27 protein-coding genes are annotated in these 25,305 nt (G+C 66.5%); 16 read left to right on the top strand and 11 right to left on the bottom strand.

All coding sequences use genetic code 11. The features are described 5' to 3' along the window. Window positions 1–3: 3 nt before the first annotated feature. A complete protein-coding gene (locus RQI28_RS01390) occupies window positions 4–705 on the bottom strand; it encodes a TetR/AcrR family transcriptional regulator (RefSeq protein ID WP_311220806.1) in 702 nt (233 codons plus the stop codon). Window positions 706–813: 108 nt separating this feature from the next. On the opposite strand from RQI28_RS01390, the gene msrA reads away from it, so the two are divergent. The 9 genes from msrA to RQI28_RS01345 all read left to right on the top strand — a co-directional run bounded on the left by msrA (window position 814) and on the right by RQI28_RS01345 (window position 8,837). Next, window positions 814–1,362, top strand: coding sequence for a peptide-methionine (S)-S-oxide reductase MsrA (msrA, locus tag RQI28_RS01385; RefSeq protein ID WP_311220805.1), 549 nt, complete (start codon window positions 814–816; stop codon window positions 1,360–1,362). 107 nt (window positions 1,363–1,469) lie between these two features. Next, on the top strand, window positions 1,470–1,946 hold the full coding sequence (locus RQI28_RS01380) for a transcriptional repressor (RefSeq protein WP_311220804.1): 477 nt from the start codon (window positions 1,470–1,472) through the stop codon (window positions 1,944–1,946). After that, window positions 1,943–2,665: an ATP-binding cassette domain-containing protein gene (locus tag RQI28_RS01375; RefSeq protein WP_311220803.1), complete on the top strand. Its 723-nt coding sequence runs from the start codon at window positions 1,943–1,945 to the stop codon at window positions 2,663–2,665. The genes RQI28_RS01380 and RQI28_RS01375 overlap by 4 nt, the downstream gene beginning before the upstream one ends. Window positions 2,666–2,670: 5 nt before the next feature. Further along, window positions 2,671–3,921, top strand: a complete 1,251-nt coding sequence (locus RQI28_RS01370; protein WP_311220802.1) for an FtsX-like permease family protein — start codon at window positions 2,671–2,673, stop codon at window positions 3,919–3,921. Window positions 3,922–3,973: 52 nt separating this feature from the next. Then, complete coding sequence (locus tag RQI28_RS01365; protein WP_311220801.1) at window positions 3,974–4,225, top strand: hypothetical protein; 252 nt, start codon at window positions 3,974–3,976, stop codon at window positions 4,223–4,225. Between the two features lie 87 nt (window positions 4,226–4,312). Then, entirely contained in the window at window positions 4,313–4,891 is a 579-nt protein-coding gene (locus RQI28_RS01360) for a hypothetical protein (RefSeq protein WP_311220800.1), read from the top strand. A 63-nt stretch (window positions 4,892–4,954) separates the two neighbouring features. Beyond that, a complete protein-coding gene (locus RQI28_RS01355; RefSeq protein WP_311220799.1) occupies window positions 4,955–5,353 on the top strand; it encodes a hypothetical protein in 399 nt (132 codons plus the stop codon). Between the two features lie 201 nt (window positions 5,354–5,554). Continuing rightward, complete coding sequence (locus RQI28_RS01350) at window positions 5,555–7,687, top strand: TonB-dependent receptor domain-containing protein (protein ID WP_311220798.1); 2,133 nt, start codon at window positions 5,555–5,557, stop codon at window positions 7,685–7,687. A 196-nt stretch (window positions 7,688–7,883) separates the two neighbouring features. Further along, on the top strand, window positions 7,884–8,837 hold the full coding sequence (locus RQI28_RS01345; RefSeq protein ID WP_311220797.1) for an AEC family transporter: 954 nt from the start codon (window positions 7,884–7,886) through the stop codon (window positions 8,835–8,837). Between the two features lie 12 nt (window positions 8,838–8,849). Here the strand turns inward: RQI28_RS01345 and pdxH are convergent, their stop codons facing one another. From pdxH to RQI28_RS01330, 3 genes are all read right to left on the bottom strand, one after another. Next, window positions 8,850–9,542, bottom strand: a complete 693-nt coding sequence (pdxH, locus tag RQI28_RS01340) for a pyridoxamine 5'-phosphate oxidase (protein ID WP_311220796.1) — start codon at window positions 9,540–9,542, stop codon at window positions 8,850–8,852. Window positions 9,543–9,591: 49 nt separating this feature from the next. Further along, window positions 9,592–10,119 carry a superoxide dismutase family protein gene (locus tag RQI28_RS01335; protein ID WP_311220795.1) on the bottom strand — a complete coding sequence of 176 codons (528 nt, stop codon included), beginning with the start codon at window positions 10,117–10,119 and terminating at the stop codon, window positions 9,592–9,594. A 95-nt stretch (window positions 10,120–10,214) separates the two neighbouring features. Further along, complete coding sequence (locus RQI28_RS01330) at window positions 10,215–10,814, bottom strand: gamma-glutamylcyclotransferase (RefSeq protein WP_311220794.1); 600 nt, start codon at window positions 10,812–10,814, stop codon at window positions 10,215–10,217. Between the two features lie 69 nt (window positions 10,815–10,883). On the opposite strand from RQI28_RS01330, the gene RQI28_RS01325 reads away from it, so the two are divergent. Continuing rightward, entirely contained in the window at window positions 10,884–11,414 is a 531-nt protein-coding gene (locus RQI28_RS01325) for an OmpA family protein (protein WP_311220793.1), read from the top strand. A 74-nt stretch (window positions 11,415–11,488) separates the two neighbouring features. Here RQI28_RS01325 and RQI28_RS01320 read toward each other — a convergent pair whose 3' ends face one another. Beyond that, window positions 11,489–12,517 carry a LacI family DNA-binding transcriptional regulator gene (locus RQI28_RS01320; RefSeq protein WP_311220792.1) on the bottom strand — a complete coding sequence of 343 codons (1,029 nt, stop codon included), beginning with the start codon at window positions 12,515–12,517 and terminating at the stop codon, window positions 11,489–11,491. Window positions 12,518–12,691: 174 nt separating this feature from the next. On the opposite strand from RQI28_RS01320, the gene RQI28_RS01315 reads away from it, so the two are divergent. The 6 genes from RQI28_RS01315 to eda all read left to right on the top strand — a co-directional run bounded on the left by RQI28_RS01315 (window position 12,692) and on the right by eda (window position 18,807). After that, window positions 12,692–13,270, top strand: a complete 579-nt coding sequence (locus RQI28_RS01315) for a gluconokinase (RefSeq protein WP_311220791.1) — start codon at window positions 12,692–12,694, stop codon at window positions 13,268–13,270. After that, window positions 13,267–13,806: a TRAP transporter small permease gene (locus RQI28_RS01310; protein WP_311220790.1), complete on the top strand. Its 540-nt coding sequence runs from the start codon at window positions 13,267–13,269 to the stop codon at window positions 13,804–13,806. The genes RQI28_RS01315 and RQI28_RS01310 overlap by 4 nt, the downstream gene beginning before the upstream one ends. A 10-nt stretch (window positions 13,807–13,816) precedes the next feature. Next, window positions 13,817–15,097 (top strand): TRAP transporter large permease subunit, encoded by a 1,281-nt coding sequence (locus RQI28_RS01305; RefSeq protein WP_311220789.1) that lies wholly within the window; start codon window positions 13,817–13,819, stop codon window positions 15,095–15,097. An 84-nt stretch (window positions 15,098–15,181) separates the two neighbouring features. After that, complete coding sequence (locus RQI28_RS01300) at window positions 15,182–16,189, top strand: TRAP transporter substrate-binding protein (protein WP_311220788.1); 1,008 nt, start codon at window positions 15,182–15,184, stop codon at window positions 16,187–16,189. A gap of 135 nt (window positions 16,190–16,324) precedes the next feature. After that, window positions 16,325–18,133 carry a phosphogluconate dehydratase gene (edd, locus tag RQI28_RS01295; RefSeq protein ID WP_311220787.1) on the top strand — a complete coding sequence of 603 codons (1,809 nt, stop codon included), beginning with the start codon at window positions 16,325–16,327 and terminating at the stop codon, window positions 18,131–18,133. Window positions 18,134–18,141: 8 nt separating this feature from the next. Continuing rightward, on the top strand, window positions 18,142–18,807 hold the full coding sequence (gene eda, locus RQI28_RS01290) for a bifunctional 4-hydroxy-2-oxoglutarate aldolase/2-dehydro-3-deoxy-phosphogluconate aldolase (protein WP_311221538.1): 666 nt from the start codon (window positions 18,142–18,144) through the stop codon (window positions 18,805–18,807). A 142-nt stretch (window positions 18,808–18,949) separates the two neighbouring features. On the opposite strand, the gene phnX is transcribed toward eda, so the two are convergent. The 6 genes from phnX to phnD form a co-directional block, all read right to left on the bottom strand. Beyond that, window positions 18,950–19,804, bottom strand: a complete 855-nt coding sequence (gene phnX, locus RQI28_RS01285) for a phosphonoacetaldehyde hydrolase (RefSeq protein WP_311220786.1) — start codon at window positions 19,802–19,804, stop codon at window positions 18,950–18,952. Window positions 19,805–19,829: 25 nt separating this feature from the next. Next, window positions 19,830–20,978: a TIGR03364 family FAD-dependent oxidoreductase gene (locus RQI28_RS01280; protein ID WP_311220785.1), complete on the bottom strand. Its 1,149-nt coding sequence runs from the start codon at window positions 20,976–20,978 to the stop codon at window positions 19,830–19,832. A 70-nt stretch (window positions 20,979–21,048) separates the two neighbouring features. Further along, the gene (gene psrA / locus RQI28_RS01275) at window positions 21,049–22,155 is read right to left on the bottom strand and encodes an iron-containing alcohol dehydrogenase PsrA (RefSeq protein ID WP_311220784.1); all 1,107 of its coding nucleotides are present in this window, start codon (window positions 22,153–22,155) and stop codon (window positions 21,049–21,051) included. A gap of 7 nt (window positions 22,156–22,162) precedes the next feature. Next, window positions 22,163–23,410 (bottom strand): phosphonoacetate hydrolase, encoded by a 1,248-nt coding sequence (gene phnA, locus RQI28_RS01270; protein ID WP_311220783.1) that lies wholly within the window; start codon window positions 23,408–23,410, stop codon window positions 22,163–22,165. A gap of 90 nt (window positions 23,411–23,500) precedes the next feature. Beyond that, complete coding sequence (phnE, locus tag RQI28_RS01265; protein ID WP_404976857.1) at window positions 23,501–24,286, bottom strand: phosphonate ABC transporter, permease protein PhnE; 786 nt, start codon at window positions 24,284–24,286, stop codon at window positions 23,501–23,503. A 41-nt stretch (window positions 24,287–24,327) separates the two neighbouring features. Continuing rightward, window positions 24,328–25,278 (bottom strand): phosphonate ABC transporter substrate-binding protein, encoded by a 951-nt coding sequence (phnD, locus tag RQI28_RS01260; protein ID WP_311220782.1) that lies wholly within the window; start codon window positions 25,276–25,278, stop codon window positions 24,328–24,330. Window positions 25,279–25,305 lie beyond the last annotated feature (27 nt).

The raw sequence follows: 25,305 nt of genomic DNA, 5'->3' as shown, positions 1-25,305 counted from the left end.
GGATCAGGACAAACCCACGATTCTAGGCGGGGCGGGGGCTTCTTCTGCACGCACGCACAGCCCGCGCAGCAGCGTGTCGGCCTGGGTGTCGATGTAGCGCTCGGGCGACAGGCTCGGCGCGTCTGGCACGCAGGCGCCCAGTGAGTGCTTCCACATGGTCAGGAACACCAGCGGCGCCAGCACCAGATAGACGGCGTAGTCGAGGTCGACCGCCCTGAATTCGCCGCGCTCCACACCGCGCTGCAAGATGCGGCGGATCAGCCGATTGCCCGGCTCCACGACTTCCTCGCGGTAGAAGAGGGCGATTTCCGGAAAGTTCTGCGCCTCGCTCAGCATCAGCTTGGTGATGCCCGAGGCCTTGGTAGAGCCGATGCGCGCCCACCAGTCGTGCAGGCAGCAACGCACCAGGTCGCTGGTGGTGCCGGCAAAGCTGTCAACTTCCACATCCCACTCGGCAAAGCGCCCGCCGATGTTTTCTCGCACCACAGCCTTGAAGAGGTCTTCCTTGCTGGAAAAGTAGAGAAACAGCGTGCCCTTGGACACCCCGGCACGCGCGGCGACTTCGTCCACCTTGGTGGCAGCGAAGCCTTTTTCGACGAACAAATCGAGTGCCGCGTCGAGCAGTTCACCCGGGCGGGCTTCCTTGCGGCGGCCACGGCGGGGTGCTTCGTCTGCAGGTGGGGGAGAGGATTGGATCGGACGCATTAATTACTGACTGACTGGTTAGTAATATAGCAAGCCCCTACGGCACCGTCAACGCGGTGCGGCTTTCATAATTGCCCGAACATCATTCTTCGAGCTGGAGCGCAATCGATGACAACCTTGCAGACCATCACCCTCGGCGGCGGGTGTTTCTGGTGCACCGAAGCGGTGTTCGACCGCGTGCGCGGCGTGACCGACGTGGAGAGCGGCTATGCCAACGGCCATGTCAAGGCGCCGACCTATGAGCAGATCTGCACCGGCCAGACCGGCCATGCCGAAGTGGTGAAGCTGACGTTCGATCCGGCCGTCATCAGCGTGCAGGAGATTCTGGAAATCTTCTTCGCCACCCACGATGCGACGACCCTGAACCGACAGGGCAACGACGTAGGCACGCAGTACCGCAGCGGCATCTACACCACCGACCCCGAACACCAGCGCATTGCCAGCGAGCTCGTCGCACAGCTGACGCAAGACCGAGCCTTCGGCGCCCCAGTGGTCACCGAGGTGGAGCCGCTCGCCAGCTATTGGCCCGCCGAGGACTATCACCAGGACTACTTCCTGAACCATCCGGGGCAGGGCTACTGCAGTTTCGTGGTCGGGCCCAAGGTCGAGAAATTCCGCAAGACCTTCACCCGGCATCTCAAGCCCGACGCTGCTTGATGGTTGCAGTGGGGCGGTAGAGCGACCCGCAGGCTTGCCGCATAATGCAACCCGTTTGCGTTATTGGATTGCCGTAAGCCTTTGGGCGAATCGGCATTCACCCTGCCATGCCCCGCGCCGCTGCCTCACCCATCGTTCCCGTTCTGCCGCCAGGCCTGCGTTCCACGCGGGCGACGCGCGCCGTGCTGCGGCTGTTGGGCGACCAGCCTGCCGTCGCGCTGTCTGAGGCCGAGGTCGAAGCCGCACTGAGCCGTGCCGGTGTGGAAGTCAACCGCGTCACCGTGTACCGCCTGCTTGACCGGCTGGCGGCCGCAGGGTTGCTGCGGCGGCAGGTAGACGCCCAGCGCATCGCCCGTTACACGCTGGTTCAGGCGTCGGCAGACGACGCTGCCACGCCGCGCTTCGAATGCGACGACTGCCACCGCCATTTCCGCCTGTCCGAAGGCTCCGTGCGCCTGCAGAACGCCACGCGGCAGATGCTCAAGGCGCTGGCTTCTGCCGGCCATGAAGATCTGGCGGTGGACATTGCCGTGCGCGGCCGTTGCGCCGGCTGCGCCAACCCAGGCGAAGGGGTCGCCGCATGATCGCTACGCAAGGGCTGGCCTTCACCCACGCGGGCGCCGCGCCGCTGGGCTTTCCCGACGTGCAGGTGCCGCAAGGCGGCCGGTTGCTGCTGCATGGCCGCTCGGGCGCCGGCAAATCGACCTGGCTGGCGCTGGTGGGCGGGCTGCGCACACCTTCGGCCGGAACGCTGGAAGTGGCGGGCACACCCCTGCAAGCCCTGGCGGGTGCGCGGCTGGATGCCTGGCGTGCCCGGAATGTCGGCTTTCTGCCGCAACGCCTGCACCTGAGTGCCGCGCTCACCGTCGCTGAAAACCTGGCGCTGCCCTACCTGGCCGCCGGATTGGCGCGTGACGATGCGGCCATTCACACGGTGCTGCAGCAGCTCGACCTGGACGGCCTGGGCCAGCGCCGCCCGCATCAGTTGTCTGGCGGGCAGGCGCAGCGGGTGGCGTTGGCGCGCGCCGTGTTGCTGTCGCCGCGCGTGCTGCTGGCCGACGAGCCCACGGCCAGCCTGGACGATGAATCTGCCGCCGCCGCATTGGCGCTGCTGCACGGCACCGCGCAGGCATGCGGCGCCACGCTGGTGGTGGCCACGCACGATGCCCGCGCGGCCGGCTGGCTGCTGGCACTGGAAGGCGCGCAGTCGCTGGAGCTGCAACCGGGCTCGCACGGCGCTCCAGCGTCGCCCGATCAAAATACAAGCCAAATTGGCCTCCAGCGCTTGATGGTTAAGCGCTAGCAGCTATGAAAAATATAGCATCCATCGCCGCGCTGTCCTGGCGCTACTTGTGGTCCCGGCCGCTGCAGGCGGGCTTGAACCTGCTGCTGCTGGCCTTAGGGCTGGCCGTGGTCACGCTGGTGTTGCTGGTGGGCACGCAGATCGACCGAGGCTTCGAGCGCGACGTGCAGGGTATCGACATGGTGGTCGGGGCCAAGGGCAGCCCGCTGCAACTCATCTTGGCGGGCGTGTTCCATATCGACGTGCCGCCGGGCAACATCGCGCTGGCCGATTTCGAGGCGCTGCAGCGCAACCCGATGGTGGCCGAGGCCATTCCGCTGAGCCTGGGCGACAGCTTCGGCGGCTACCGCATCGTTGGCACCACACCGCAGTACCCAGCGCATTACGGCGCTACGCTGGCCCAGGGCACGCTCTGGCAAGCGCCCATGCAGGCGGTGCTGGGTGCGACGGTCGCGCAAACCATGACCGCCGGTGCGAAGGGTGCCACGCATGAAGAAGGCGGGGCGCTCATCGGCCGCCGCTTCGTGGGCAGCCATGGTTTGGCCGGCGGCGGGCACGAACATGGCGAGCACCCGTACACCGTGTCTGGCGTGCTGGCGCCTTGCGGCTGCGTGCTCGACCGGCTGGTGCTCACCTCGACCGAATCGGTCTGGCAGGTGCATGAATCCGCCCAGGCCGACGACCCCGAAGACCTGGCCGTGCTGCGCGAGGAGCGCGAAATTACCCTGGCCCTGGTGCGCTGGCGCAGCCCGCTCGCAGCCGTGACGCTGCCCCGCGCCATCAATGCCGGCACCCCCATGCAGGCGGCTGTGCCTGCCATAGAAATCACCCGGCTGGTGCGCCTGCTGGGCGTGGGCGCCGACGTGTTGCGCGCACTGGGCGGCGTGCTGCTGGGCGTGGCCGCCCTCAGCGTGTTCATCGCGCTGTGGAATGCTGTGCGCGAGCGCCGCGCCGACCTGGCGCTGCTGCGCCTGCTGGGCGCGCCGCCGTCCCGCGTGGCGGGCCTGCTGCTGTGCGAAGCCCTCTGGCTGGCGCTACTGGCTGCCGCCGTCGGCGTGGCCCTGGGCCATGGTGTGGCGGCCGTGGCGGGGCAAATGCTGCGTGCCGAAGGCTCCATGCCCCTGAGCGGCGCGATCTGGCTGCCGCAGGAATGGGCCGTGCCGGCGCTGGCCGTCGCCGTGGCCTGCCTGGCGGCGCTGCTGCCCGTGCTGCGCGCCTACCGCACCGATGTGGCCGACCTGCTGGCGCGGCCCTGATCCACCTTATTTTTGTATGCCTGTTTCTCAACCTCACTTCAAAGGACTTCTCATGAAACGACTTTTCTCTGCGCTGTTGCTGGCTCCGCTGTTGGCCGTTGCCGCTCTGGCCCACGCCCAAGGCCATTCAGACAAAGAGACCAAGGCCGACATCGAACGCCACCGCGCCATGGCCTCGGCGCATGAAGCCGCCGCCAAGTGCCTGGAGGCGGGCAAGGGACACGATCAGTGCATGAAGGAACTCCAGGCAGCGTGCAAGACTCTCGCCATTGGCAAATACTGCGGTATGAAGCACGTGCACTGATGCGCTGCTGCGCGAGGTGCCGCCACCCGGGCGGCCTCGCGCATTTCTGCGCATTTCTCTTTCTCTCTCTTTTCGCCAGGCAACCCCATGCATTCATCGCGCACTTTCCCCTTTGCCAAGGCCCATGCGTTGCTGGCCGCCGCTGTGGTGGCCTGCGGTCTGCTGGGCGGGGCGGGCGATGCCCGAGCCCAGGCGCCAGCCGATGGCGGCGGCGGCTTGTCATCACCCATGGCGCCGGGCGGCCTGCCGGCCGGGCAGGGGGCTGGCTATCACAGCCCGCAAAGCCCGATCAAACCGCTGCAGCCACGCAGCGACGTGGTGGCCTGGTCTAGCTTGAGCAACCTGACCAAGAAAACCCTGCGCGACCGCATCGAGCCCGTGTTCACCGATGAGCAAAAAGCCATGCACATGACTATCCGCCGCGTGCAGGGCTTCATGGTGCCCATGGACACCAAGCCGGGGCAAAAGCACTTTCTGCTGACCTCGGTGCCGCTCACCTGTGCGTTCTGCATTCCGGGCGGGCCGGAAAGCATGATTGAGGTGAAGGCACGCACGCCGGTGCGCTATTCGTTGACACCTGTCGTCGTGGAAGGCCGCTTCCAGACCTTGCAGGACGACCAGTACGGCCTGTTCTACCGGCTGGTCGAAGCCAAGCAGGTCGAGTGACGGGCGTGCCCTTGCCCCGCTGACCTTTGCGCCGCTTGATTCATTAATTTCATTCGCCACGCCGTGCCTGTGCATGCCCTGAAAGCCCGCGTTGCGCTCTGGTGCCTGGCCGTGTGCCTGGTACTGGGGCCTTCGCTCGGCCGTATGCACCAGGTAGTGCACGGGCGGCTGGCCCATGCGGCAGGTGTGCTGCAAAGCGCGCATGGCGAGCCCGCCCATTCCCATGCCACCCATGGCACCCATGGCACGGTCGTTGTCCAGGCCTTGTTCAACGGCCATGCGGGCAGCGATTGCCAACTGCTCGACCAACTGCTGTTTGGCGGCGCGCTGCTGCCAGCGCCTCTGCCCGTAGCGGCCCTGAGCACCGCGCCAGCGCCGCAAACCCAGCCCTCGGCAGGCATCGACGCGCGGCCCCAGCGCGCCTTTTCAGCACGCGCACCGCCTGCTTCGGCCAGCGCCTGAAGCGCAGGACGCTCTTTGTTTGCACGCTGCGCTGGCGTGCAGCGTCCTCTGTCCCCGTTTTTACCGTGGGCTGACGCCCGTGTGCCGCCTGTTTGAGAGGCGGCGCGCGCGCGTCCGTCCGTGCCTGTGGGCGGCGATGTTGCGTGCCGCACGTGCACGGTCGCTGACTCCTTCTTTTTGATCTTTTTCTTTGGCGTCGCCATGAACTCCACCCTTTCTTTTCTTCTGGGCCACCCAAGCCGCGCCGCGCTGCATCCGCTCGCCTGCGCCGTGCTGGTGCTGCTGGCCTCGGGCGCAAGCGCGCAGACGGCCACGGCAGACGCCGCAGCTGCCGCGCGCCTGCCCGACGTAACGGTCACCGGCAACCCGCTGGGCGCTGACACACAGGTCGCGCCGGCCGCGCAGTTGTCGGGCGACGGCCTGACGCTGCGCACCCAGTCCACGCTGGGCCAGACGCTGGACGGGCTGCCGGGCGTCAGCAGCACCTACTTCGGCCCCAACGCCAGCCGGCCCATCATTCGCGGGCTCGACGGCGACCGCATCCGCGTGCTGCAAAACAGCGGCGCCACGCTGGATGCCTCGGCCCTCAGCTTCGACCACGCCGTGCCCACCGAAGCGCTGGTCACCGAACGCATCGAGGTGCTGCGCGGCCCCGCTGCGCTGCTGTATGGCGGCAGTGCCGTGGGCGGCGTGGTCAACGTGATCGACAACCGCATTCCCCGCGAGCCGGTGAACGGCGTCGACGGCAAAGTGGAAGCTTCGGCCGCCACGGGCAACCGCGAACGCGCGGGCGGCGCCATGATCGAAGGCGGCAACGACCGCTTCGCCTTGCATGCCGACGTGTTCGACCGCGACACCGACGACGTGCGCGCCCCGGCTGATCTGGTGTGCGAAAAGCCAGGCTCGCCCGGCCTCGCCCGGCGCATCTGCAATTCGGCCAGCCACACGCGCGGCGGCGCGGTGGGCGGCACGCTGTTCTTCGACCGCGGCTACCTGGGCGCATCGGCCAGCACCTACCGCAGCGACTACGGCACCGTGGCCGAAGACGAGGTGACCATCGGCATGCGATCAAACCGCTATGCGCTGGACGGCCTCTGGCGCATCGACGCCGGGCCGCTGCAGAGCGTGCGGATGCAGGCCAGCCACACCGACTACCAGCACACCGAATTCGAAGGCGGCGAACCCGGCACCACTTTCCGCAATGGCGGCAACGACCTGCGGCTGGAGGCGCGGCATGCGCCCATCGGCCGCTTGCAGGGCGTGGTCGGCCTGCAGACGGAAGCGACGCGCTTTTCTGCCGTGGGCGAAGAAGCCTTTGCGCCCCGCAGCCGCAGCCGCAGCACCGCGCTGTTCGTGCACGAAGAGCTGGGCACCGACTGGGGCAAGCTGACCTTCGGCGCGCGCACGGAGCGCGCCACGGTCGAATCGTTCGGCAGCCCGGACGTCGATCGCTTCGAGGTCGCCAAGCGGGACTTCAACCCCCACAGCGCTGCCGTGGGCGCGCTGGTGAACCTGACGCCCGCCTGGCAGCTGACCTCCAACCTGTCGTACACCCAGCGCGCGCCCAAGGATTACGAACTGTTCGCGAACGGCCCGCACATCGCCACGGCGGCGTGGGAGACGGGCGACAGCACCCTGGGCGTGGAAAAGTCCACCAGCGTGGACGTGGGCGCCGCCTGGAAGAGCGGGCCGCACCGCTTCGCCGTCACGGCGTTCCACAGCAGTTTCGCCAACTACATCGGCCTCACGCCCACGGGCGCGCTGCTGTCGGAAGAGGGCGAGCCGGTGCCCGCGGGCACGGCAGACGCCCTGCCTGAATACCGCTACCAGGGCGTTCGCGCCCGCTTCTACGGGTTGGAAGCCAGCGGCAGCGTGCGGCTGCTGGGCGAAAGCGGCCTGACGCAGGCGGCCCTGTTCGGCGACGGCGGCTCCACGCTGGACCTGGAACTGCGCGGCGACCTGGTGCGCGCCACCAACAAGGACAGCGGCGAGCCTCTGCCGCGCATCGCCCCGTACCGCTTGGGCAGCACGCTGGCCTGGGCCAACGGCCCATGGCGTGCCGGCGTGGGCTTCGACTATCTGGCCGCACAGAACCGCGTGCCATCGGACGGCACCCGCGCCACCGGCGCCTACACCCTGTGGAACGCGTCGCTGGGCTACCGCACGCAGTGGCAGTTCGGCGCCACGCGCAGCAATGTGCTGTGGTATGCGCGGCTGGACAACATCACCGACAAGCTGGCGTACAGCGCCACGTCCATCCTGACGACGACGGCCTTCCCGAAGGCGCCGCTGCCGGGGCGCAGCCTGAAGGTGGGGGTGAAGGTAGAGTTCTGATGTTGCGCTGAATTGCTATTGAATTGATAGCCAATAGCGCTTATGGATCAAGCGCTAGAGCCCGATTTGGCTTAAATATTTGCCAACGGGCTGTCAAGCCGAGTACGCCATCGGGTGGACGGATAATCGGGACGGTTTGCTGCGGCGCACGCGCGACCGTCCCGCCCCATCTTCCACAGCGCCGGCTGTCCGTCTCTTGAACTCTCCTGTCTTCGCCTCGCTCGTCCCGGTCATTCTCTGCATCGCCGTCGGTTTTCTGGCGGCCCGCATCGGCTGGGTACGTGCCTCCGCCATCAAGGATCTGTCCAACATCGTCTTTCTGGTGCTGACGCCGGCACTGCTGTTTCGCACCATGGCTGGTGTGCGCGTGCAAGACCTGGACTTCCAGCCGGTCGGCCTCTACTTTCTGGCCAGCGGCCTGGTGTTCGTGGTGACGATGGCGGTGCGCGGCTTTTCCACCCGTTCGGCCGCGCGCGGGCTGGCTCACATGTTCAGCAACACGTTGATGATCGGCGCGCCGCTCATCGGGCTGATTTACGGCGACGCGGGCTTGGTGACGCTTTTCACGCTCATCTCGCTGCATTCGCTCATCCTGTTGACATCGGCCACCGTGGTCTTCGAGCTGGCCGAGGCACGCGAGCAGCAGCGCGCTGGCCTGAGCGCGCCGCGCCCGTTGGTGTTCACCGTGCTGCAGGCGGTGCGCAATGGCGTCGTGCATCCGGTTCCTCTGCCTATTCTGGCCGGCCTGTTGCTGGCGCAGACCGGCTTTGTGCTGCCTGAGGTGGTGGACAAACCCCTGCAGGTGCTAGGCACGGCACTGGGGCCACTGGCGCTGCTGCTGGTCGGCATCACCCTGGCCTTCAGCAAGGTGGGGGCGCACTGGCGCGACGCGCTGAGCATCGCGCTGGTCAAGAACCTGGTGCACCCGATGCTGGTGTTCGGCCTGGCCTGGGCGCTGGGCCTCAAGGGCATGCCGGTGGCGGTGATGTTCGCCGTGGCGACGCTGCCGGTGGGTGCCAACGTGTTTCTCTTCACGCAACGCTACGGCGTGATGCAGGACGAGGTGTCGTCCAGCATCGCGATTTCTACCGGCATGGCGTTGATTACGCTGCCGCTGATGCTGTTGTTGGTGCCTTATCTGCCGCGGTAGTCGAGCCTGTTTTCACGGCGCCAGGCGCTCGCGCACCCAGTTGCCGGCCTCTTGCCGGTAGCGCAGCCGGTCGTGCAGGCGGCTCTTGCGGCCCTGCCAGAATTCCCACTGCTCGGCCTTGAGCCGAAAGCCACCCCAGTGCGGTGGCCGTGGCGGTTGCAGCAAGAACTGCGCGCCGTAGCGTGCGGCGTTGGCCACCAACGTGCCGCGCCCGCTGATCACCTGGCTTTGCGGGCTGGCCCAGGCGCCGATGCGTGAATCCAGTGGCCGGCTGGCGAAGTAGGCGTCGCTTTCCTCGTCACTCACCTTTTCCACCACGCCCTCGATGCGCACCACGCGTTCCAGCTCCACCCAATGGAACTGCAGCGCCGCAAAAGGGTTGCCCGCCAACTGGCGGCCCTTGCGGCTTTCGTAATTGGTGTACCAGACGATGCCTCGCTCGTCGTACCCCTTGATGAGCACGATGCGCGTGCTGGGGCGCAAATCTGCGCCCACGGTGGCCAGCGTCATGGCGTTGGGTTCAGGCAGCTGCGCCGAAAGCGCCTCACCCAGCCACAGATCGAACTGGCGCAGCGGGTCGGGCTGAGATGCGTCGTCGCTCAACTCGGCGCGCTCGTAGCTCTTGCGCAGGTCGGCAACGGACGCGGAAAGCGGAGTGGGGGAAGAAGCGGAAGAAGAGGAAGGACTGTGGCTGCTGGCGGTCATGCGGGGATTGTGCCCGCATGCGGTGCCAGCTAAGCGGCGCGCAGGGCGCTTACTTGGCGGCCTGGATCACCGCGCAGGCCAGGCGCGCGCCGGCATTGCCGGTGGGTTGAGTCACGTAGTCGTCAGCCTGTGCGTGCACGATCAAGCCGCGGCCCACGATGTCGGTAGACCCGTCGCCCACGCTGATGCTGCGCGACTCGAAAGAAAAGCGCGCCACGCCGGCCGAGTCGGCCACCAGGCTGGGCAAGTCACCCGTGTGGTGGTCGCCATGCCCGTGCTGGCCATGCGGCTTGGCCAGCGGGTTGAAGTGGCCGCCGGCGCTGTTGCCGTCGCCGCTGGAGCAGTCGCCCTTTTCGTGCACATGAAAGCCATGCTCGGTGCCTGGCTTCAAGCCGCGTACTTCGCCAGTCACGCGCACTTGGTCGCCATGCTGCACGAAGCGCACTTCGCCCGCAGTCAGGTTGCCGCGCGTGGGTTCCAGCCGTGCTACGGCGCTAGGGTTGGACGACAGGCTGGCGCAGCCGGCCAGCGCAACGGCGCCGAGGCTGAGCATCAAGAAGCGTGAAGACGATCGCATGGGAAGCTCCTGGCAAATACTACGGCGGCGATGTTCGCTCAGGCCGTCGCACGCCCGCGTCGGACGGCGCCGTGAGATGCCTGATGAGCGCCGCCTCAACGATGGGGTTGCGCGTTGGCCAAAGCCAGCAACCGCCGCAGCGCTTGGTCTTCGATACCCAGCCGCTGCAGTTCGTCATAAGTTGCCTGGGCGTAGTCGCGCGTGGTGCCGTAGATGCCCGTGGCTTCGCTGAAGATGCGCTGGTATTCGGCGTCGGGCAGCACGCCCGCATGGCTAGGGCTGCGGCGCGACAGCGTGAAGGCGAGGGCGCGCACGGGGCCTTCCGGCGTCTGGCAATCAAGCCAGCGAGGGTCATACACGCCCAGCGACATCTCGCGCTGCCAGAGGTTGATCATGACCTGCCGGGCGTGCAATTGGGGCACCCGAAACACCATGCCCCGGCAACTGCCGCCCGACAGCATGCCAAACACCAAGCCCGGACATTCCGGCGTGCCCCGGTTGAGGCGGCTCCACATCTTGAGCGCCCGGTGCCAGCCGTGCACCTTGGCTGCGCGCCGCTCAGCGAAATCGAATTCCGGCCGCCAGATCAGCGAGCCATAGCCAAAGATCCACAGATCGGACTCGCCGCCCCATTCGGCCAGCGCCTTATCAAGCATCGGGGCGGGGTCGCGCAGGGGAACGGCAAGCGATGGCATGGCGAGACTTTACAATCGGCGGGTTTTGTTCAAAGCATCCTCGGCATCATTATTTACGGAGTTTCGACCATGTCCTTCAGCAGTTCCGACGACGACAGCCAGCAACGTTTTGCCCTCGGGTTCCTTTTCGCGTTGATTGCGCTGGTGGTGTCTTCCGTCGTGGGAGTGACGGTGTACAAGCAGCGCAGCGTGGCGCGTGCGCCAGTCGTCGAGCCCGCAGCCGTGGTGGTCGCACCTGCCGGCACGCTGGTGCTGGCCGAAGATGAAGTCGCCCGCGTGGTGGTCGATGGCGGCGTGGTCCGCTTTTACTTCGCCACCGGCCGCGCCGACCTGGCCCCCGGTGCCCAGCCCGCGCTGGCAGACGTCGCCCGCGCGGTGGCCGAAGGCCGTTCGGTCGTCGTCTCCGGTTTTCACGACGCCACTGGCGACGCTGAGGTGAACGCCCAGCTCGCCAAGGACCGTGCCGTAGCCGTGCGTGAGGCGCTCAAGGCGGCCGGCGTGCCAGAGGCCAAGATCGAGTTGCGCAAGCCTGAAGTCACGCAGGCTGGCGGCAGCAACGCCGAAGCGCGCCGCGTCGAAGTCACGCTGGCACCCGTCTGAAGCGCTAAAGCTGTTCTCACGCCTACATGAAGCCCGGTTCGCCGGGCTTTTTTATTGACGCTGCCGCGTTGCGCTCAGGTGCTGCCGCGAACGATCAACTCGTAACTCAGCTCCACGCAACCTGGCCCGGGCGGTGCGCCACGCATCAGGCCCAGCAGCATGGCCGCACCTGCGCGGCCGACTTCGGCGCGGGGCGTGCGCACGGTGGTCAGCGGCGGCACCATCTGGTCGCTGCCGGCCAGGTCGTTGAAGCCGGCCACGGCGATCTGCGCGGGCACGGCCACGCCCAGGCGGTTGGCGGCCAGCAGCCCGCCTTGGGCAATGTCGTCGTTACAAAAGAAGATCGCATCGACATCGGGCATGCGGCGCACAACGTCTTCAAAAAGCCGCGCGCCCAGGGCCACCGATGACCGCTCCGGGCTCAGAATTTCCAGGGCCGGGTCGTACAAGCCGGCTTCGCGCAGGCAGCGCCGATAGCCCTCGGCGCGCTGCAATGTGCGGGGGTCCAACTGCGCTGCGCAAAAGGCGATGCGGCGGCGGCCCCGATCCAGCAGGTGGCGGGTGATGGCGGCTCCCGCGTCGGTTTGCGAAAAGCCTACGCAGGCGACGTCCGGCGCGGTGCTGGTTTCCATCAAATGCACACACGGCACACCGCTGCGGGCGATGAGCTGTCGGGCGGTTTCGCTGCGGTCGAAGCCGGTGACCAGCAGCCCGGCGGGCCGGTGCGGCAGGTAGGTGCGCAGCAGCAGTTCCTCTTCGGTGGTGTCGTAGTGGGTCACACCGATGAGCGGGTGAAAGCCCTCGGTGAACAGCGTGCGGTGCACGGCTTCGAGCAGATCGACGAAGAGCGTGTTGGACAGCATGGGCACCAGCACCAGCACCTGGGTGCTGCGCTGGGAGGCGAGGGCGCGCGCCGCAGGATCGGGCACGTAGCCCAGCCGGTCCGCCGAGGTGCGCACGCGCTCGGCCATTTGAGAGTCGACCGTGCGTTCGCCACGCAGCACACGCGACACGGTGATGGGGCTCACGGCAGCGTCGCGCGCCACGTCGTTGAGCGTGATGCGGCCGCTGGAGCGGCGTGGGCGGCGGGTGGCGTCGGTCAAGGGTTAATCCGGAGAGGTTTGAGGCGCATTGTTTCCTAAGATAGCGCTATCTTTTACAGGGTAAACAAGCATTTGTGTCTGGCAGACCGTAAACGGCATCTGATCTGCCACCTGTTCTCTATCTCAAAACCTGCGGTGCAGTCTTTCTGGCTACACCGCATTTCTTCAAACGCAATGGATAGCGCTATCTCAAACTTTCGCCCACAGGCCATCGTCGTGATGGGCGTGTCAGGCTGCGGCAAGTCGAGCGTGGGAGAATTCTGCGCTCAGAAGCTGGGCTGGACACTGCATGAAGGCGATGCCTATCACGCACCGGAAAGCATTGCCAAAATGCGCGCCGGCACTCCGCTGACCGATGACGACCGCGCCGGGTGGCTGCAGAGGCTGGCTGAATTGCTGGCCTCCAGCAAGGACGGGCAGAGCGTTGTGCTGACCTGCTCGGCCCTGCGCCGCAAGTACCGCGACCGCCTGCGCGAAGCACATCCGGCGCTGGGCTTCGTCTTCCTGAAGCTCAACTACGAAGAGGCGCTGGACCGGGTGCAGTCGCGCCCCGGCCATTTCTTTTCGCCCGCGCTGGTGGCCAACCAGTTCGCCACGCTCGAATCGCCTGAGGGCGAGCCCGGCGTGCTGACGCTGGACGCCACGCAGCCCATCGCCGCGCTGGTACAGCACGCCGTGGCCTGGGTGCTCGAGGGGCAGATCGCCAACCCCATAAAAACAGGCCGCGACACAGCGGCAGGAGACCTTGCATGACCACCTCGCAGCAGCCGCCGGTTGCGTCTTCCTTGCATGTGCCACCCGTGCGCCCCAAGCCCTTGGTGCAGCGGCTGGCCGAACTATTCATGGTGCTGGCGCTGGCCGGCATGGTCGTGGCAGTCTTCGTCAACGTGGTGCTGCGCTATGTGTTCCACACCAGCATCGTGTCGTACGAGGAGGTCTCGCGCCTGCTGTTCGTATGGCTGGTGGCGGTGGGCTCCATCGTCGCGGCCTTCGAGGGCAAGCACCTGGGCTTTGACATGCTCACCTCGCGCGTAAAGGGCGGGGCGCGCAAGGGCCTGTTCTGGGTCAGCCAGTTGCTGGTGGCGGCCTGCATGTTGCTGCTGCTCAAAGGATCGTGGGAGCAGGTGGTGGCCGGCCTCAGCAGCTACAGCACGGTGCTCGGCTACCCGCTCGCGCTTGCTGCTGCCGCCACGCTGGTACTGGCTGCGGGCCTGCTGGTGGCACTGGTGTTCGACCTGATTCGGGGCGAGCCACCTGTGCCGAGCGGTCCGGTGAGCGACATCGAGTAAGGAGCCTCCCATGATCGTGACCGCAATCTTCTTGCTGGTGCTCATCGGCGGCATGGTGATCGGCATGCCGATTGCCCATTCGCTGGTGTTGACGGGCGTGGCCCTGATGTGGCACCTCGACTTTTTCGACTCGCAGCTGCTGGCGCAGAACCTGCAGGCCGGATTCGATAACTTTCCGCTGCTGGCGGTGCCATTTTTCATTCTTGCGGGCGAGCTGATGAACGCCGGCGGTCTGTCGCGCCGCATCATCGACCTGGCGCGCGCCTTCGTGGGGCACATCCGCGGCGGGCTGGGCTTTGTGGCGATCGGCGCCGCGGTGCTGCTGGCGTCCATGAGCGGCTCGGCCATCGCCGACACGGCGGCCCTGGCCACCATCTTGCTGCCCATGATGCGCCAGCAGAACTATCCGCCCAGCTACAGCGCGGGCCTGTTGGCGTCGGGCGGCATCATCGCGCCGATCATTCCACCGTCGATGCCCTTCGTGATCTACGGGGTGACGACCAACACGTCCATCAGCAAGCTGTTTCTGGCTGGGATCTTTCCCGGCCTGATGATGGGCATCTTCCTGATCCTGGCCTGGTGGTGGATCGCACGCAAGCACCAACTGCCATCGATGGAACGCGTGGAGTGGGGCGCTCGCATGAAAGCGCTGGTCCAGAGTTTCTGGGCCATGATGATGCCGGTGATCATTCTGGGCGGGCTCAAGGGCGGCATCTTCACGCCGACCGAAGCCGCCGTGGTAGCCGCGGTCTACGCACTGTTCGTGTCGATGTTCGTGTACCGCGAACTCACATGGGCGCAGCTGTACGAGGTGTTCCTGGCGGCGGGCAAGACCACCGCCGTGGTGATGTTCCTGTGCGGAGCGGCCACCGTGACGGCCTACATGATCACCCTGGCCGACCTGCCCGCCATGCTGGCCGACAGCTTCGCCGGCGTGATGGGCAACCCTATCGTATTCATGGCGCTGATGATGCTGTTCCTGCTGGTCGTGGGCACCGCCATGGACCTGACGCCCACCATCCTGATCTTCGGCCCGGTGTGCCTGCCGCTGGCGGTCAAGGCCGGTATCGATCCGGTGTACTTCGGCTTCATGTTCATCTACGTCGGGTCGCTCGGCCTCATCACGCCGCCGGTCGGCACGGTGCAGAACGTGGTAGCGGGGGTGGGCCGGCTGCGGATGGAGACCGTCATCAAGGGCACCACGCCGTTCCTGCTGATGTACATGGCGCTGCTGGTGCTGTTCGTGCTGTTCCCGGTGCTCATCACCGGCCCGCTGCGCTGGATGCACTGAGGTCAGCGCCCACCGGTCCCGTTGTGCAGTTTTTGGTTTTTCTTTCCACCTTTTCGTCAGCGCTTTCAACACAAGGAGACAAGCATGCGTATTCGTTTCGCTCTCGCCGGCCTGGTGGCCGCACTCGTGGCCGCCGGAGCCGCCCAGGCCCAGGACTTCAAGCCACGCCTCGTGCGCTTCGGCTATGGCCTGGTCGATGATTCCAACCAGGGCCGCGCGGTACGTCTGTTCGCGCAGGAGGTCGAGAAAGCCTCTGGCGGCAAGATGAAGGTGCGTGCCATCGGCAACGCCGCCCTGGGCTCCGACACGCAGATGCAGCAGGCGCTGATCGGCGGCGCGCAGGAAATGATGGTCGGCTCCACCGCCACGCTGGTGGGCATCGTGCCGGAGATGGCGGTGTGGGACACGCCATTCCTCTTCAACAACGTGAAGGAAGCTGACGCCGTGCTGGACGGCCCGGTGGGCACGCAGGTCAAGGCCAAGCTGGAGCCCAAGGGCATGGTTGGCCTGGTCTATTGGGAGAACGGTTTCCGCAACCTCACCAACAGCAAGCGCCCCGTCAACAAGCTGGAAGACCTGGGCGACATCAAGCTGCGCGTGATGCAGAACAACGTGTTCCTCGACAGCTTCAAGGCCTTGGGCGCCAACGCGGTGCCGCTGCCGTTCTCCGAGCTGTTCACCGCGCTGGAAACGCGTGCGGTCGACGGGCAGGAAAACCCTTTCAACACGGTCGTTTCCAGCAAGTTCTATGAAGTGCAGAAGTACCTCACGGTCACCAACCACGTCTACAGCCCGTGGATCGTCACGGTCAGCAAGAAGTGGTGGGATGGTTTGTCTGCCGCAGAAAAGAAGGTGCTGCAGGACGCCGCCGTCAAGGCCCGCGACTTCGAGCGCCAGGACACCCGTGCCGAAGCCACCAAGGCGCTGGCCGACTTGAAGACCAAGGGCATGCAGGTGAATGAATTGCCCGCGGCCGAAGCCAACCGCATGCGCGAAAAGCTGGCAGCGGTGAACGTGGGCATCGCCAAGTCCGTGGGCCAGGAAACCTGGGACGCCGTCAACGCCGCCGTACAGCAGGCACGCGGCAAGTAATTGGCGTGATCGGCCCATGCGGCCGATTTCCTTGCCCTTGGCAGAGGGTGCCTGCGTGCCCTCTGCCTACACTGCGGCCGGCAGGGCAGGGTTTACGATGAAGCCTTCAGCCAGCCGGCGCAACTTCAGCCCAGCATGCCACTTCACGACACCCTCGACACCGTCACGCGCCGCATCCGCGAGCGCAGCGCACCCACCCGTGCCGCCTACCTTGCCCAGATAGACGCCCATGCGCGCCGCGACCGGGGCGCAGACCGCCTGGGCTGCGCCAACGTGGCACACGCCTTTGCCGGCATGCCTGGCAACGACAAGTTCCGCGTGGTCGCGGAAAAGGCGCCCAACATCGGCATCGTCAATGCCTACAACGACCTGCTGTCGGCCCACGCGCCGCTGCAGCATTACCCCGACCTGATCAAGGACGAAGCCCGCAAGCGCGGCGCCACGGCGCAGGTCGCCGGCGGCGTGCCCGCCATGTGCGATGGCGTCACCCAGGGCACGCCCGGCATGGAACTGAGCCTGTTCAGCCGCGACGTGATCGCCATGGCCACCGCCATATCGCTGAGCCATGACGTGTTCGACGCCGCGCTGATGCTGGGCGTGTGCGACAAGATCGTGCCCGGCCTGCTCATCGGCGCGCTGCAGTTCGGCCACCTGCCCACCGTCTTCGTGCCCGCCGGCCCTATGACGTCGGGCCTGTCGAACAACGCCAAGGCCAAGGTGCGCGAACAGGCCGCGCAAGGCCTGGTCGGCCGCGCTGAACTGCTGGAGGCCGAGTCGGCCGCGTACCACAGCGAAGGCACCTGCACCTTCTACGGCACGGCCAACAGCAACCAGATGCTGCTGGAAGCCATGGGCCTGCACGTGCCCGGCACCGCCTTCATCAACCCCGGCCAGACGCTGCGGCAGGAGCTGACGCGCGAGGCTGCACGCACAGTGCTCGGCCCCGCCTGCCCACCCATCGGCCAACTCATCGACGAGCGCTGCATCGTCAACGCCATGTCGGCGCTGCTGGCTACGGGTGGCTCCACCAACCATTTGATTCACTGGGTGGCGGTGGCGCGCGCGGCGGGCATCGTCATCGACTGGGATGACTTCGCCGAGCTGTCGCACGCCGTGCCTTTGCTGGCACGCGTGTATCCCAACGGCAGCGCGGACGTGAACCAGTTCCAGGCCGCAGGCGGGCCGGGCTACGTGCTGCGCGAGCTGCTCGACGCAGGCTTGATGCACGAAGACGTGCTCACCGTTCGCCCCGGCGGCATTCGCGAATTCACCCGTCTACCCAGCGGCGACGCCGAAGGGCGCCTGGGCTGGACCGACATCGGCATCAGCGGCGACGACAGCGTGCTGCGCACTGCCGCCGAGCCCTTCAGTGCCACCGGCGGCTTGAAGCTGCTGCAGGGCAACCTGGGACGCAGCGTGATCAAGGTGTCCGCCGTGCCGGAAGACCGCCATGTCGTCGAAGCGCCCGCCGCCGTGTTCGGCTCGCAGGCCGAGTTGCAGGCCGCCTTCCAGGCCGGCCAGCTGGACCGCGACGTCATCTGCGTGGTGCGCTGGCAAGGGCCGCAGGCCAACGGCATGCCCGAACTGCACAAGCTGACCCCACCCCTGGCCGTGCTGCAGGGCAAGGGCTACCGCGTGGCGCTGGTGACCGACGGCCGCATGAGCGGCGCGTCGGGCAAGGTGCCCGCCGCCATCCATGTGTCGCCCGAGGCCAACGCCGGCGGCGCGCTGGCGCGGGTGCAGGACGGCGACGTTATCCGCCTGGACGCCGTTGCCGGCACCCTGAATGTGCTGGTCGATGCTGCCACCTGGCAGGCCCGCACGCCCGCCGTGATTCCGCCCACCCAGGCCGAAGACAACGCCCACGGCTGGGGCCGTGAACTGTTTGCCGGGTTCCGGCGCAACGCGCTCAGCGCAGAAGAGGGAGCCTGCTCGTGGCTGTGAACGACAACATGGACAAGAACAACAATCACCACGGCGCAACGACATTCACCGCCATCGAAGTCATGCGCGACGCGCCGGTCATTCCGGTCATCGTGCTGAACGACGTGGCCCACGCCGTGCCCATGGCCCGCGCCCTGGTCGCCGGCGGCATCCGCATGCTGGAAGTGACGCTGCGCACCCCGCAGGCCCTGGCCTGCATGGAAGCCATCGCCCGCGACGTGCCTGAAGCCGTGGTCGGCGCCGGCACCGTGCGCAGCGCGGCCGACGCCCAGGCCGCTGCCCGCGCCGGCGCCCGCTTTGCGGTGAGTCCCGGCTTCACCCCCGCCGTCGGCCGCGCCTGCCGCGACTTGGGGCTACCGCTGCTGCCCGGCGTGGCCACCGGCAGCGAAATCATGATGGCGCAGGAAGAGGGCTTCAACGCGCTGAAGTTCTTCCCCGCCGTTCAGGCCGGTGGCCTGGCGATGCTGAAAGCGTGGCAGGGGCCGTTCGGCGATGTGGTGTTCTGCCCCACGGGCGGCATCCAGCCAGGTAATGCAGCGGAGTTTCTGGCACTCGGCAACGTCGCCTGCGTGGGCGGGTCGTGGCTGGTGCCGGGCGATGCGCTGGCGCAGGGCGATTGGGCTCGAGTGACGGAGCTGGCAAGAGGAGCCGTGGCGCTGCGCGCGAAAGTTTGAGTCGAATTGGCTGCTAGCGCTTATTGGATAAGCGCTGGCAGCTATCAAAAGATGAGCAATTGAGCGCTGTCTGCGGCCTGTCCGGTCAGCGGATGTGACGCACCATCGACATCTGACGCATTGCGCATTCCGCGCTGCTGTCTCAAATTGAAGCCATGCGCTCGCCGCGAGACAGCCGTTGCTGGATATCGTCCAGCACGGGCAGCAGGTCCGCCACCGAGTCGATCACGTAATGCGCTCCGGCGCCATGCAGCTTTGCTGCCGCCGCCGCGCGTCGTGCGGTCTGCTGTTCCTCACTCAGTGCTTGCCAGTCAGCGAGCGAGAGGCCCATCGCGTTTCCGCTGACGCACACCCCCACGGTCCAAGTCCCTGCGTTGAGCCCTTCTTCGATGCCCACTTCCGTGTCATCGACCTTGACGACGGTCGAAGGCCAGCAAATACCCAAGTCCGCAAAGGTGCGCCACATCATCAAGGGCGTGGGGCGGCCCGTGGCCAGATCGCCTGCGCACACCAGGTTGTCAGGTACAAAACCGCCACGGGCGGCGATGGCGGACACCACCTCCATGATGGGCCGGTTGTAGCCGGTGGTGGAGCCGACTTTGAGGCCGCGTGCACGCAGCGCTGCGACGGTATCCAGCGCTCCGGGAATGAAGTCCGAAAAGTCGGGTACCACGGCCGCGTTGAGGGGTGTGAAAACCCCGTAGAGGCGGTCCACGTCAGCATCGCTCATGGGCTGACCATACCGGGCCTGCCATTGCGTCGCGACCTCGGGCAAATGCCCCAGCGCGCGGATGTGGTCCCACTTGGCCATGCCCATGGGGCCTCGGGCCTGTTCGATGCTGAGTGTGATGCCGAACTGCTCGAACAGGCGCACGAAGGCGCCCATGGGCGCACAGGAACCGAAGTCCAGCAAGGTGCCTGCCCAGTCGAAGACGACGGCGCTCAATTGGTCCTGGGCGGTGCAAACGGAAGGGGGCGATTGGGGGGTGGCGTTCATGTGTCGGGTTCAGAGTGAAGGGCGGTCACCAGGCAGCGAACACTTCTTCGGCAATGCCGAAGGCCGTGCTCGCGCCGGTTCCGCTGGTGACGAGGACGAGGCGCGTGGAATCGTTGGGCGCATCAATGAGGCAATCGCGGGTGGCGGACGAGGGGTAGGTGCCGACCCACCGGGCAGTCACGGTTGCCTGCTGCAGCTTGAGCGTCTCGCGCAGGTGGCGCAGGATCAATGCGTCCACGTGCTCTTGCGCAAAAGGCTCGGGTGCCGCGCCGTAGTGATGCGAGTCGCCTACGACCAGCGACCCGTCGGCGCTCTGCACCACGATGAGGTGGATGCCATGCGCCAGCGACTCGGCCTCTTCGCGCTGCAACTGGGCCAGCAGGGGCGCAGATTCGGGCAACTGGCTGTAGCCGTGGTAGCGCACCAGACTGAGATCGCCCATCACCGAGCCCGGCAATCGGAAGCCCGGCTCAGGGGTGACACGCAGCATCTGCAGCTGGCACAGGCGCAAGTCCTGGTGGGCCAGGCGCTCGGCAAAAAGACCGTGCAGTTCGGCGTTGGTGCAGACCACCACGCGCTCTGCACGCAGGACCGCAAGCGAGGTGCGCACGCGCGGCGTGGACACTTCCAGCACGGCTTCGCCGAAGCGGAAAACCACGCCGTGCTGTTCGGCCAGCCAGCGGGCCAGCAGGCCGATGGCCGTGCGCGATTCCACGCGCAGGTCGTGCGGGCTGTAGAGCACGGCTTGCGCGTCATCGAGTTGCATCGCGGGCGCGCGCAGGGCGGCTTCGGCCGGGGTGAGCAGCTCGCAGCCCTCGCCCATCTCGGTGCGCATGAAGGCTTGCAGCACCGCATGGGCCAAAGGCCGCTGCGCACGCACGTACAGCCCGCGATGCAGCACTTCGATGCCCGCCTGCGGCGCCACCGTGTCCCACACTTCGCGCGAGCGGCGCGCCCGGCGCCAGGTGTCGCCTGCTCCCTGGCCCGTGACGGTGACAAAGCCGAAGTTGCGAATCGAAGCGCTGACGCAGGCCGCGTCGCGCTCGACGACGCAGACCTTCAGGCCTCGCAGGGCCGCCGTGTACGCATGGGCCAGGCCCACGATGCCGGCGCCCACGACGATCAGGTCGAAGTGCGAAGCATCGCCCGTGGGCGTGTGAAGGATGTCTGTCATTTCAGGGGGCCATCGGGTGCGGGCTGTTGAGAGGCGCAGCGCCAGAATCCAGATAAGTGGGGCAGGGCGCTCATGCGGCTTCGGCCTCCAGGGCGGAGGCAGAACCAATGAAGTTGCGCCCGCGTGCGCCGGTCAGTGCGTGCGCGACCATCCGCTCGGCCTCGGCGTCCGACACGCCGTAGTCGGCAAAGCGCGTGCCCACGCCCAGGCCTTCGACAAAGGCTGAAAGCCGACCCGGTGCGTCGGTCAGGGGCCCGAGTGCCTGCTGCAGTACGGCATCACGCGCGGCGTCGCGCCCAATGGCTCTTGCCAGCACCAGCGGCAAGGGGAAGGCGCACGCAATGCCGTGCGGCAAGCCGTGGCGCAACGTCATCTCGTACGAGATCGAATGCGCCAGCGCCGTGCGCGTGTTGGAGAAAGCCATGCCTGCCTTCAGGGCCGCCAGCGCCATCTGACCCCGCAACTGCACATCGTTCAGCGCTCCCATCAAAGCGGGCAGTGTGGCAAAGATCTCTTGGACGGCGGCCACAGCGAAGGTGTCGGAGACCGGGTTGGCGTTGACGTTCCAGATCGCTTCCAGCGCATGTGACAGGGCATCGAGGCCACTTTGAAGCGTGACGGACGCCGGCAGCGACAGCATGAGTTCCGGGTCGAGCAACGCGACTGTTGGCCAGGTCTGCGGCAGATGCAGCGAATATTTCTTCTGCGCCGCCTGGTCCCAGATCGTTGCCCAAGGTGTGACCTCGCTGCCGGTGCCTGCTGTAGTGGGAACGGCGATGAGTGGTTTGACACGGGTCGGTATGAAGCCCTTGCCAGCCTCCAACGCCCGAATCAGTTCGCCGAAGCTGCCATCTGCAGTGCCCACCATCAGCGCCTTGGCGGTGTCGATGGCGCTGCCCCCTCCCACGGCGATGAGGAGGTCGGCTTGCTCAGGTGCACCCCAAAAGGATTCGTAGAGCGCGCGCAGTTCGCGCACGTCGGGGTTGGGTCGCACGTCGTCGATCACCTGGACCAGCAATGGCCCCAGAAGCTGTTCGATGCGCTGAACCAGGCCCAGTGCGCTCGCTTCCGGAAAAGTCACCAGTGCCGCCTTGCGGCCGTCCACCAACGCAGGAAGGGAGGCGAGTGAACCGGCTCCGTAAACGCTGCGAACGGGGTTGAAAAAATCGTGGGTCATGGGGGTTCTATGTAGAGGCCAGCGTGTGGTTCAACACGAGGTCGAACACATCGAAGTTGCGCAGGCGGCGGCTGGGGGCCACGCCCTGCAGAGGTCGGCTGAACAGCAGCGGCACCTTCTGTTCCGACAGGCCGCCGTGGGAGCGCAGCGGCACGTCCAAAGCGCTCAGGTCATGATCGGCCGCACGGGTGCCGAACACGGTCAGGTGATCGCCCAGCACCACCCAGTCGCCGATGCGGTCGGCAGGTAGTTCAAAGCGCTGCGCCGCCTCGTCGCGCGGCAGCACCTGTGCCACGCCCGGCAGCGTGGTCAGCAGCTCTCTGATGTTTGAAGCGCACGCAGGGGTTGAATAGACCGTGGCAAACGAGCCCAGCGCGCCGTGGTGCACGACATAGGGGTCGGTGATGGGCAGGATCACGCGCGTGCTGCCCGCGCCCAGGCTGTCATCCAGGATCTGCTGCAGATAGAGCACCTGGGGCTGCCCGGCTGCGTCGGTCTTGGCGCTCATGCCATGGTCGGCCGTCAGGCCGATCACGGCGCCCAGCGCGTCCATGCGGGCGAGGTAGCCGTCCATCATGGCGAAGAAGGCATTGGCCTCGGGCGTGCCGGGCGCGGCCTTGTGCTGCACGTAGTCGGTGGTCGACAGGTACATCAGGTCGGGGCGCCGCGTCTGCAGCAGGGCCACGCCTGCGGCAAAGACGAACTCGCTGAGATCGGCGCTGTAGACCGATGGCAGCGGACGGCCGACCAGCGCAAGGACGTGGTCGATGCCGCACTCCGCCAGCGTCGCCTGGTCCGCCTTTTCTGCCGAAAAGCAGATGCCGCGCAGGCCATGCCCCAGCAGGCGGCGCAACTTGTCCTTCGCCGTGACGGCTGCGACGACGGCGCCTGCGTGCGCAAACGCGGCCAGCAAGGTGGGTGCTCGCAGGTAGGCTGGGTCGTTCATCATCACCTCGCCGCCCGTCGTCACGTCGTAGAAGTAGTTGCCGCAGACGCCGTGCACCGAAGGCGCCGCGCCCGTCACGATGGAGACGTTGTTGGGGTTGGTGAAGCTGGGCACCACGCTGTCGCCAGTTCGCGCACCGCAGCGCGACAGCACGCTGTCCAGCCAGGGCATGACGCCGGCACGGCGGGCCTGCACGAGGTAGTCGGGCTCGCAGCCATCGACACACACCACGACCACGGGCGCTTGCGGCCAGGCGTAGCTGCGCCCGTTCACCTCGATAGCTGGTTGGGAAGGTCGGGAAAGGGTCATCACAGGAATTCTTCAAAAAGGCAGAGAGCGTGCGTGCGCGCATCGGCGTTGCGCAGGCCTGGTCGAAACCAGGCCTGCGGCAAGGCGCTGTCAGATGAAGCGCTTGCGCACCTTGGCCGACACCATGTCGATCAGCGACACCGTGACCACCAGGATCAGCAGCACGGCCGCAGTCTGGCCGTACTCGAAGCTGCGAATCACTTCGTACAGCACCACACCGATGCCGCCCGCACCCACCATGCCGACCACCGAGGCCGAACGCACATTCGACTCGAAGCGGTACAGCGTGAAGCTGAGCCACAGCGGCAGCACTTGCGGAATGACGCCATGGATCACCTCCACCAAACGGTGGCCGCCGGTGGCGCGAATGCCTTCGACCGGGCGTGGGTCGATGGCCTCCACTGACTCGGAAAACAGCTTGGCCAGCGTGCCGGTGGTGTGGATCGCCAGGGCCAGCACACCTGCGAAGGGGCCAAGCCCGACGGCGACGATGAACAGCATCGCGAACACCATCTCGTTGATGGCGCGGCAGGCATCCATGAGGCGGCGCATGGGCTGGTACACCCAGGCCGGCGCTACGTTGGAGGCACACAGCAGGCCTGCAGGCACGGCGGCCACCAAAGCCAGCACCGTGCCCCAGATGGCGATGTGCAGCGTGACCAGCATCTCCTTGGCGTAGATCCGCCAGTCGCGAAAGTCCGGCGGGAAGAAGTCGCTGGCGTAAGTGCGAATGTTGCCCGCGTCGCGGGCCAGGTCCAGCGGCCGGATCTCGGCACCGCGCCAGGCCCAGGCCAGTACGCCCAACACCACGGCCCACACCACGTAGGTCAACACGCCCGGGCGCTCGCTTTCGGCGCGCGCCCGGAGGCGCTCCAGCGCTGCTGCGCTGGGCGCGGCGCGGTCAAAGGTGGCGGTGTTCACAGCTTCAGTGCCGCCAGCTTGGCGTCAATGTCGGCCAGTTGTTTGGCGCGCGTTGCAGCGTCCAGCGCGGTGTCGTTCTCGATCTTGCTGCGGTCCTTGAACAGCTCGAGTTGCCGGATCGGAATCAACTGGTCGTTGCTGGACTCGCGGAAGCCGCCGTAGTTGTAGATGTTCTTGAGGATCGCCTTTTCCTGCTCGTCCGTCTTGGCGTAGTTCAGCACGAAGCCCTTGATCTTGGCTTTTACGGCCGGGTCCAGGTCCTTGCGCCAGACGAAAGGGTCGCTCGGGATCAGCGGGCTTTCCCACAGCACGCGCAGCTGGCTGGCAAGCTCGGGCTTGCTGGCTTTCAGCTTGTCCATCTCTTCGGTGTTGTTGGTGGCCACGTCGATCTGGCGGGCCAACACGGCTTGGATGTTGGCGCCGTGGCTGGCGTTGCGCGCGGTCTTGAAGGCCGTGCGGTAGTCGATCTTGTTCTGGGAGAACAGGTAGAACGTGGGAACGAGAAAGCCCGATGTGGAGTTCGGGTCGCCGATGCCGAAGTTCAGCGACTTGCCGTTCTTCACCACGTCCTCCCACGACTTCAGTGGGCTGTCGTTGCGCGTGATCAGCAGGCTTTTGTAGCCGAAGCTGCCATCGGCAAACATGACCTGCGCGAAGACTTCGCCATTGGCACGGTCCACGGCTTCCATGGCGGACTTGTTGCCATACCAGGCCACCTGGATCTTGTTGAAGCGCATGGCTTCGATCACACCCGCGTAATCAGGTGCGTAGAAGGATTTGACGCTCAGGCCCGTCTTCTTTTCCATGTCCCGGAAGAACGGCTCCCAGCGGTCGCGCTGGGTGGACGCGGAGTCGGTGGCGATGATGCCGAAGTTGATGTCCTGCGCATGGGCGAAAGCCGCTGCGGCAGACAGGGCTGCAATGGCGAGGGTACGGAGCTTGAACATGGAATGTCCTTTGGGGGTTGAAGGGTG

The organism is Acidovorax sp. WCS2018Noco2-16, assembly GCF_031843945.1.
In the GTDB taxonomy this organism is placed as follows: Bacteria; Pseudomonadota; Gammaproteobacteria; order Burkholderiales; family Burkholderiaceae_C; genus Paracidovorax.
This window is presented reverse-complemented; position numbering and strand designations above follow the sequence as displayed.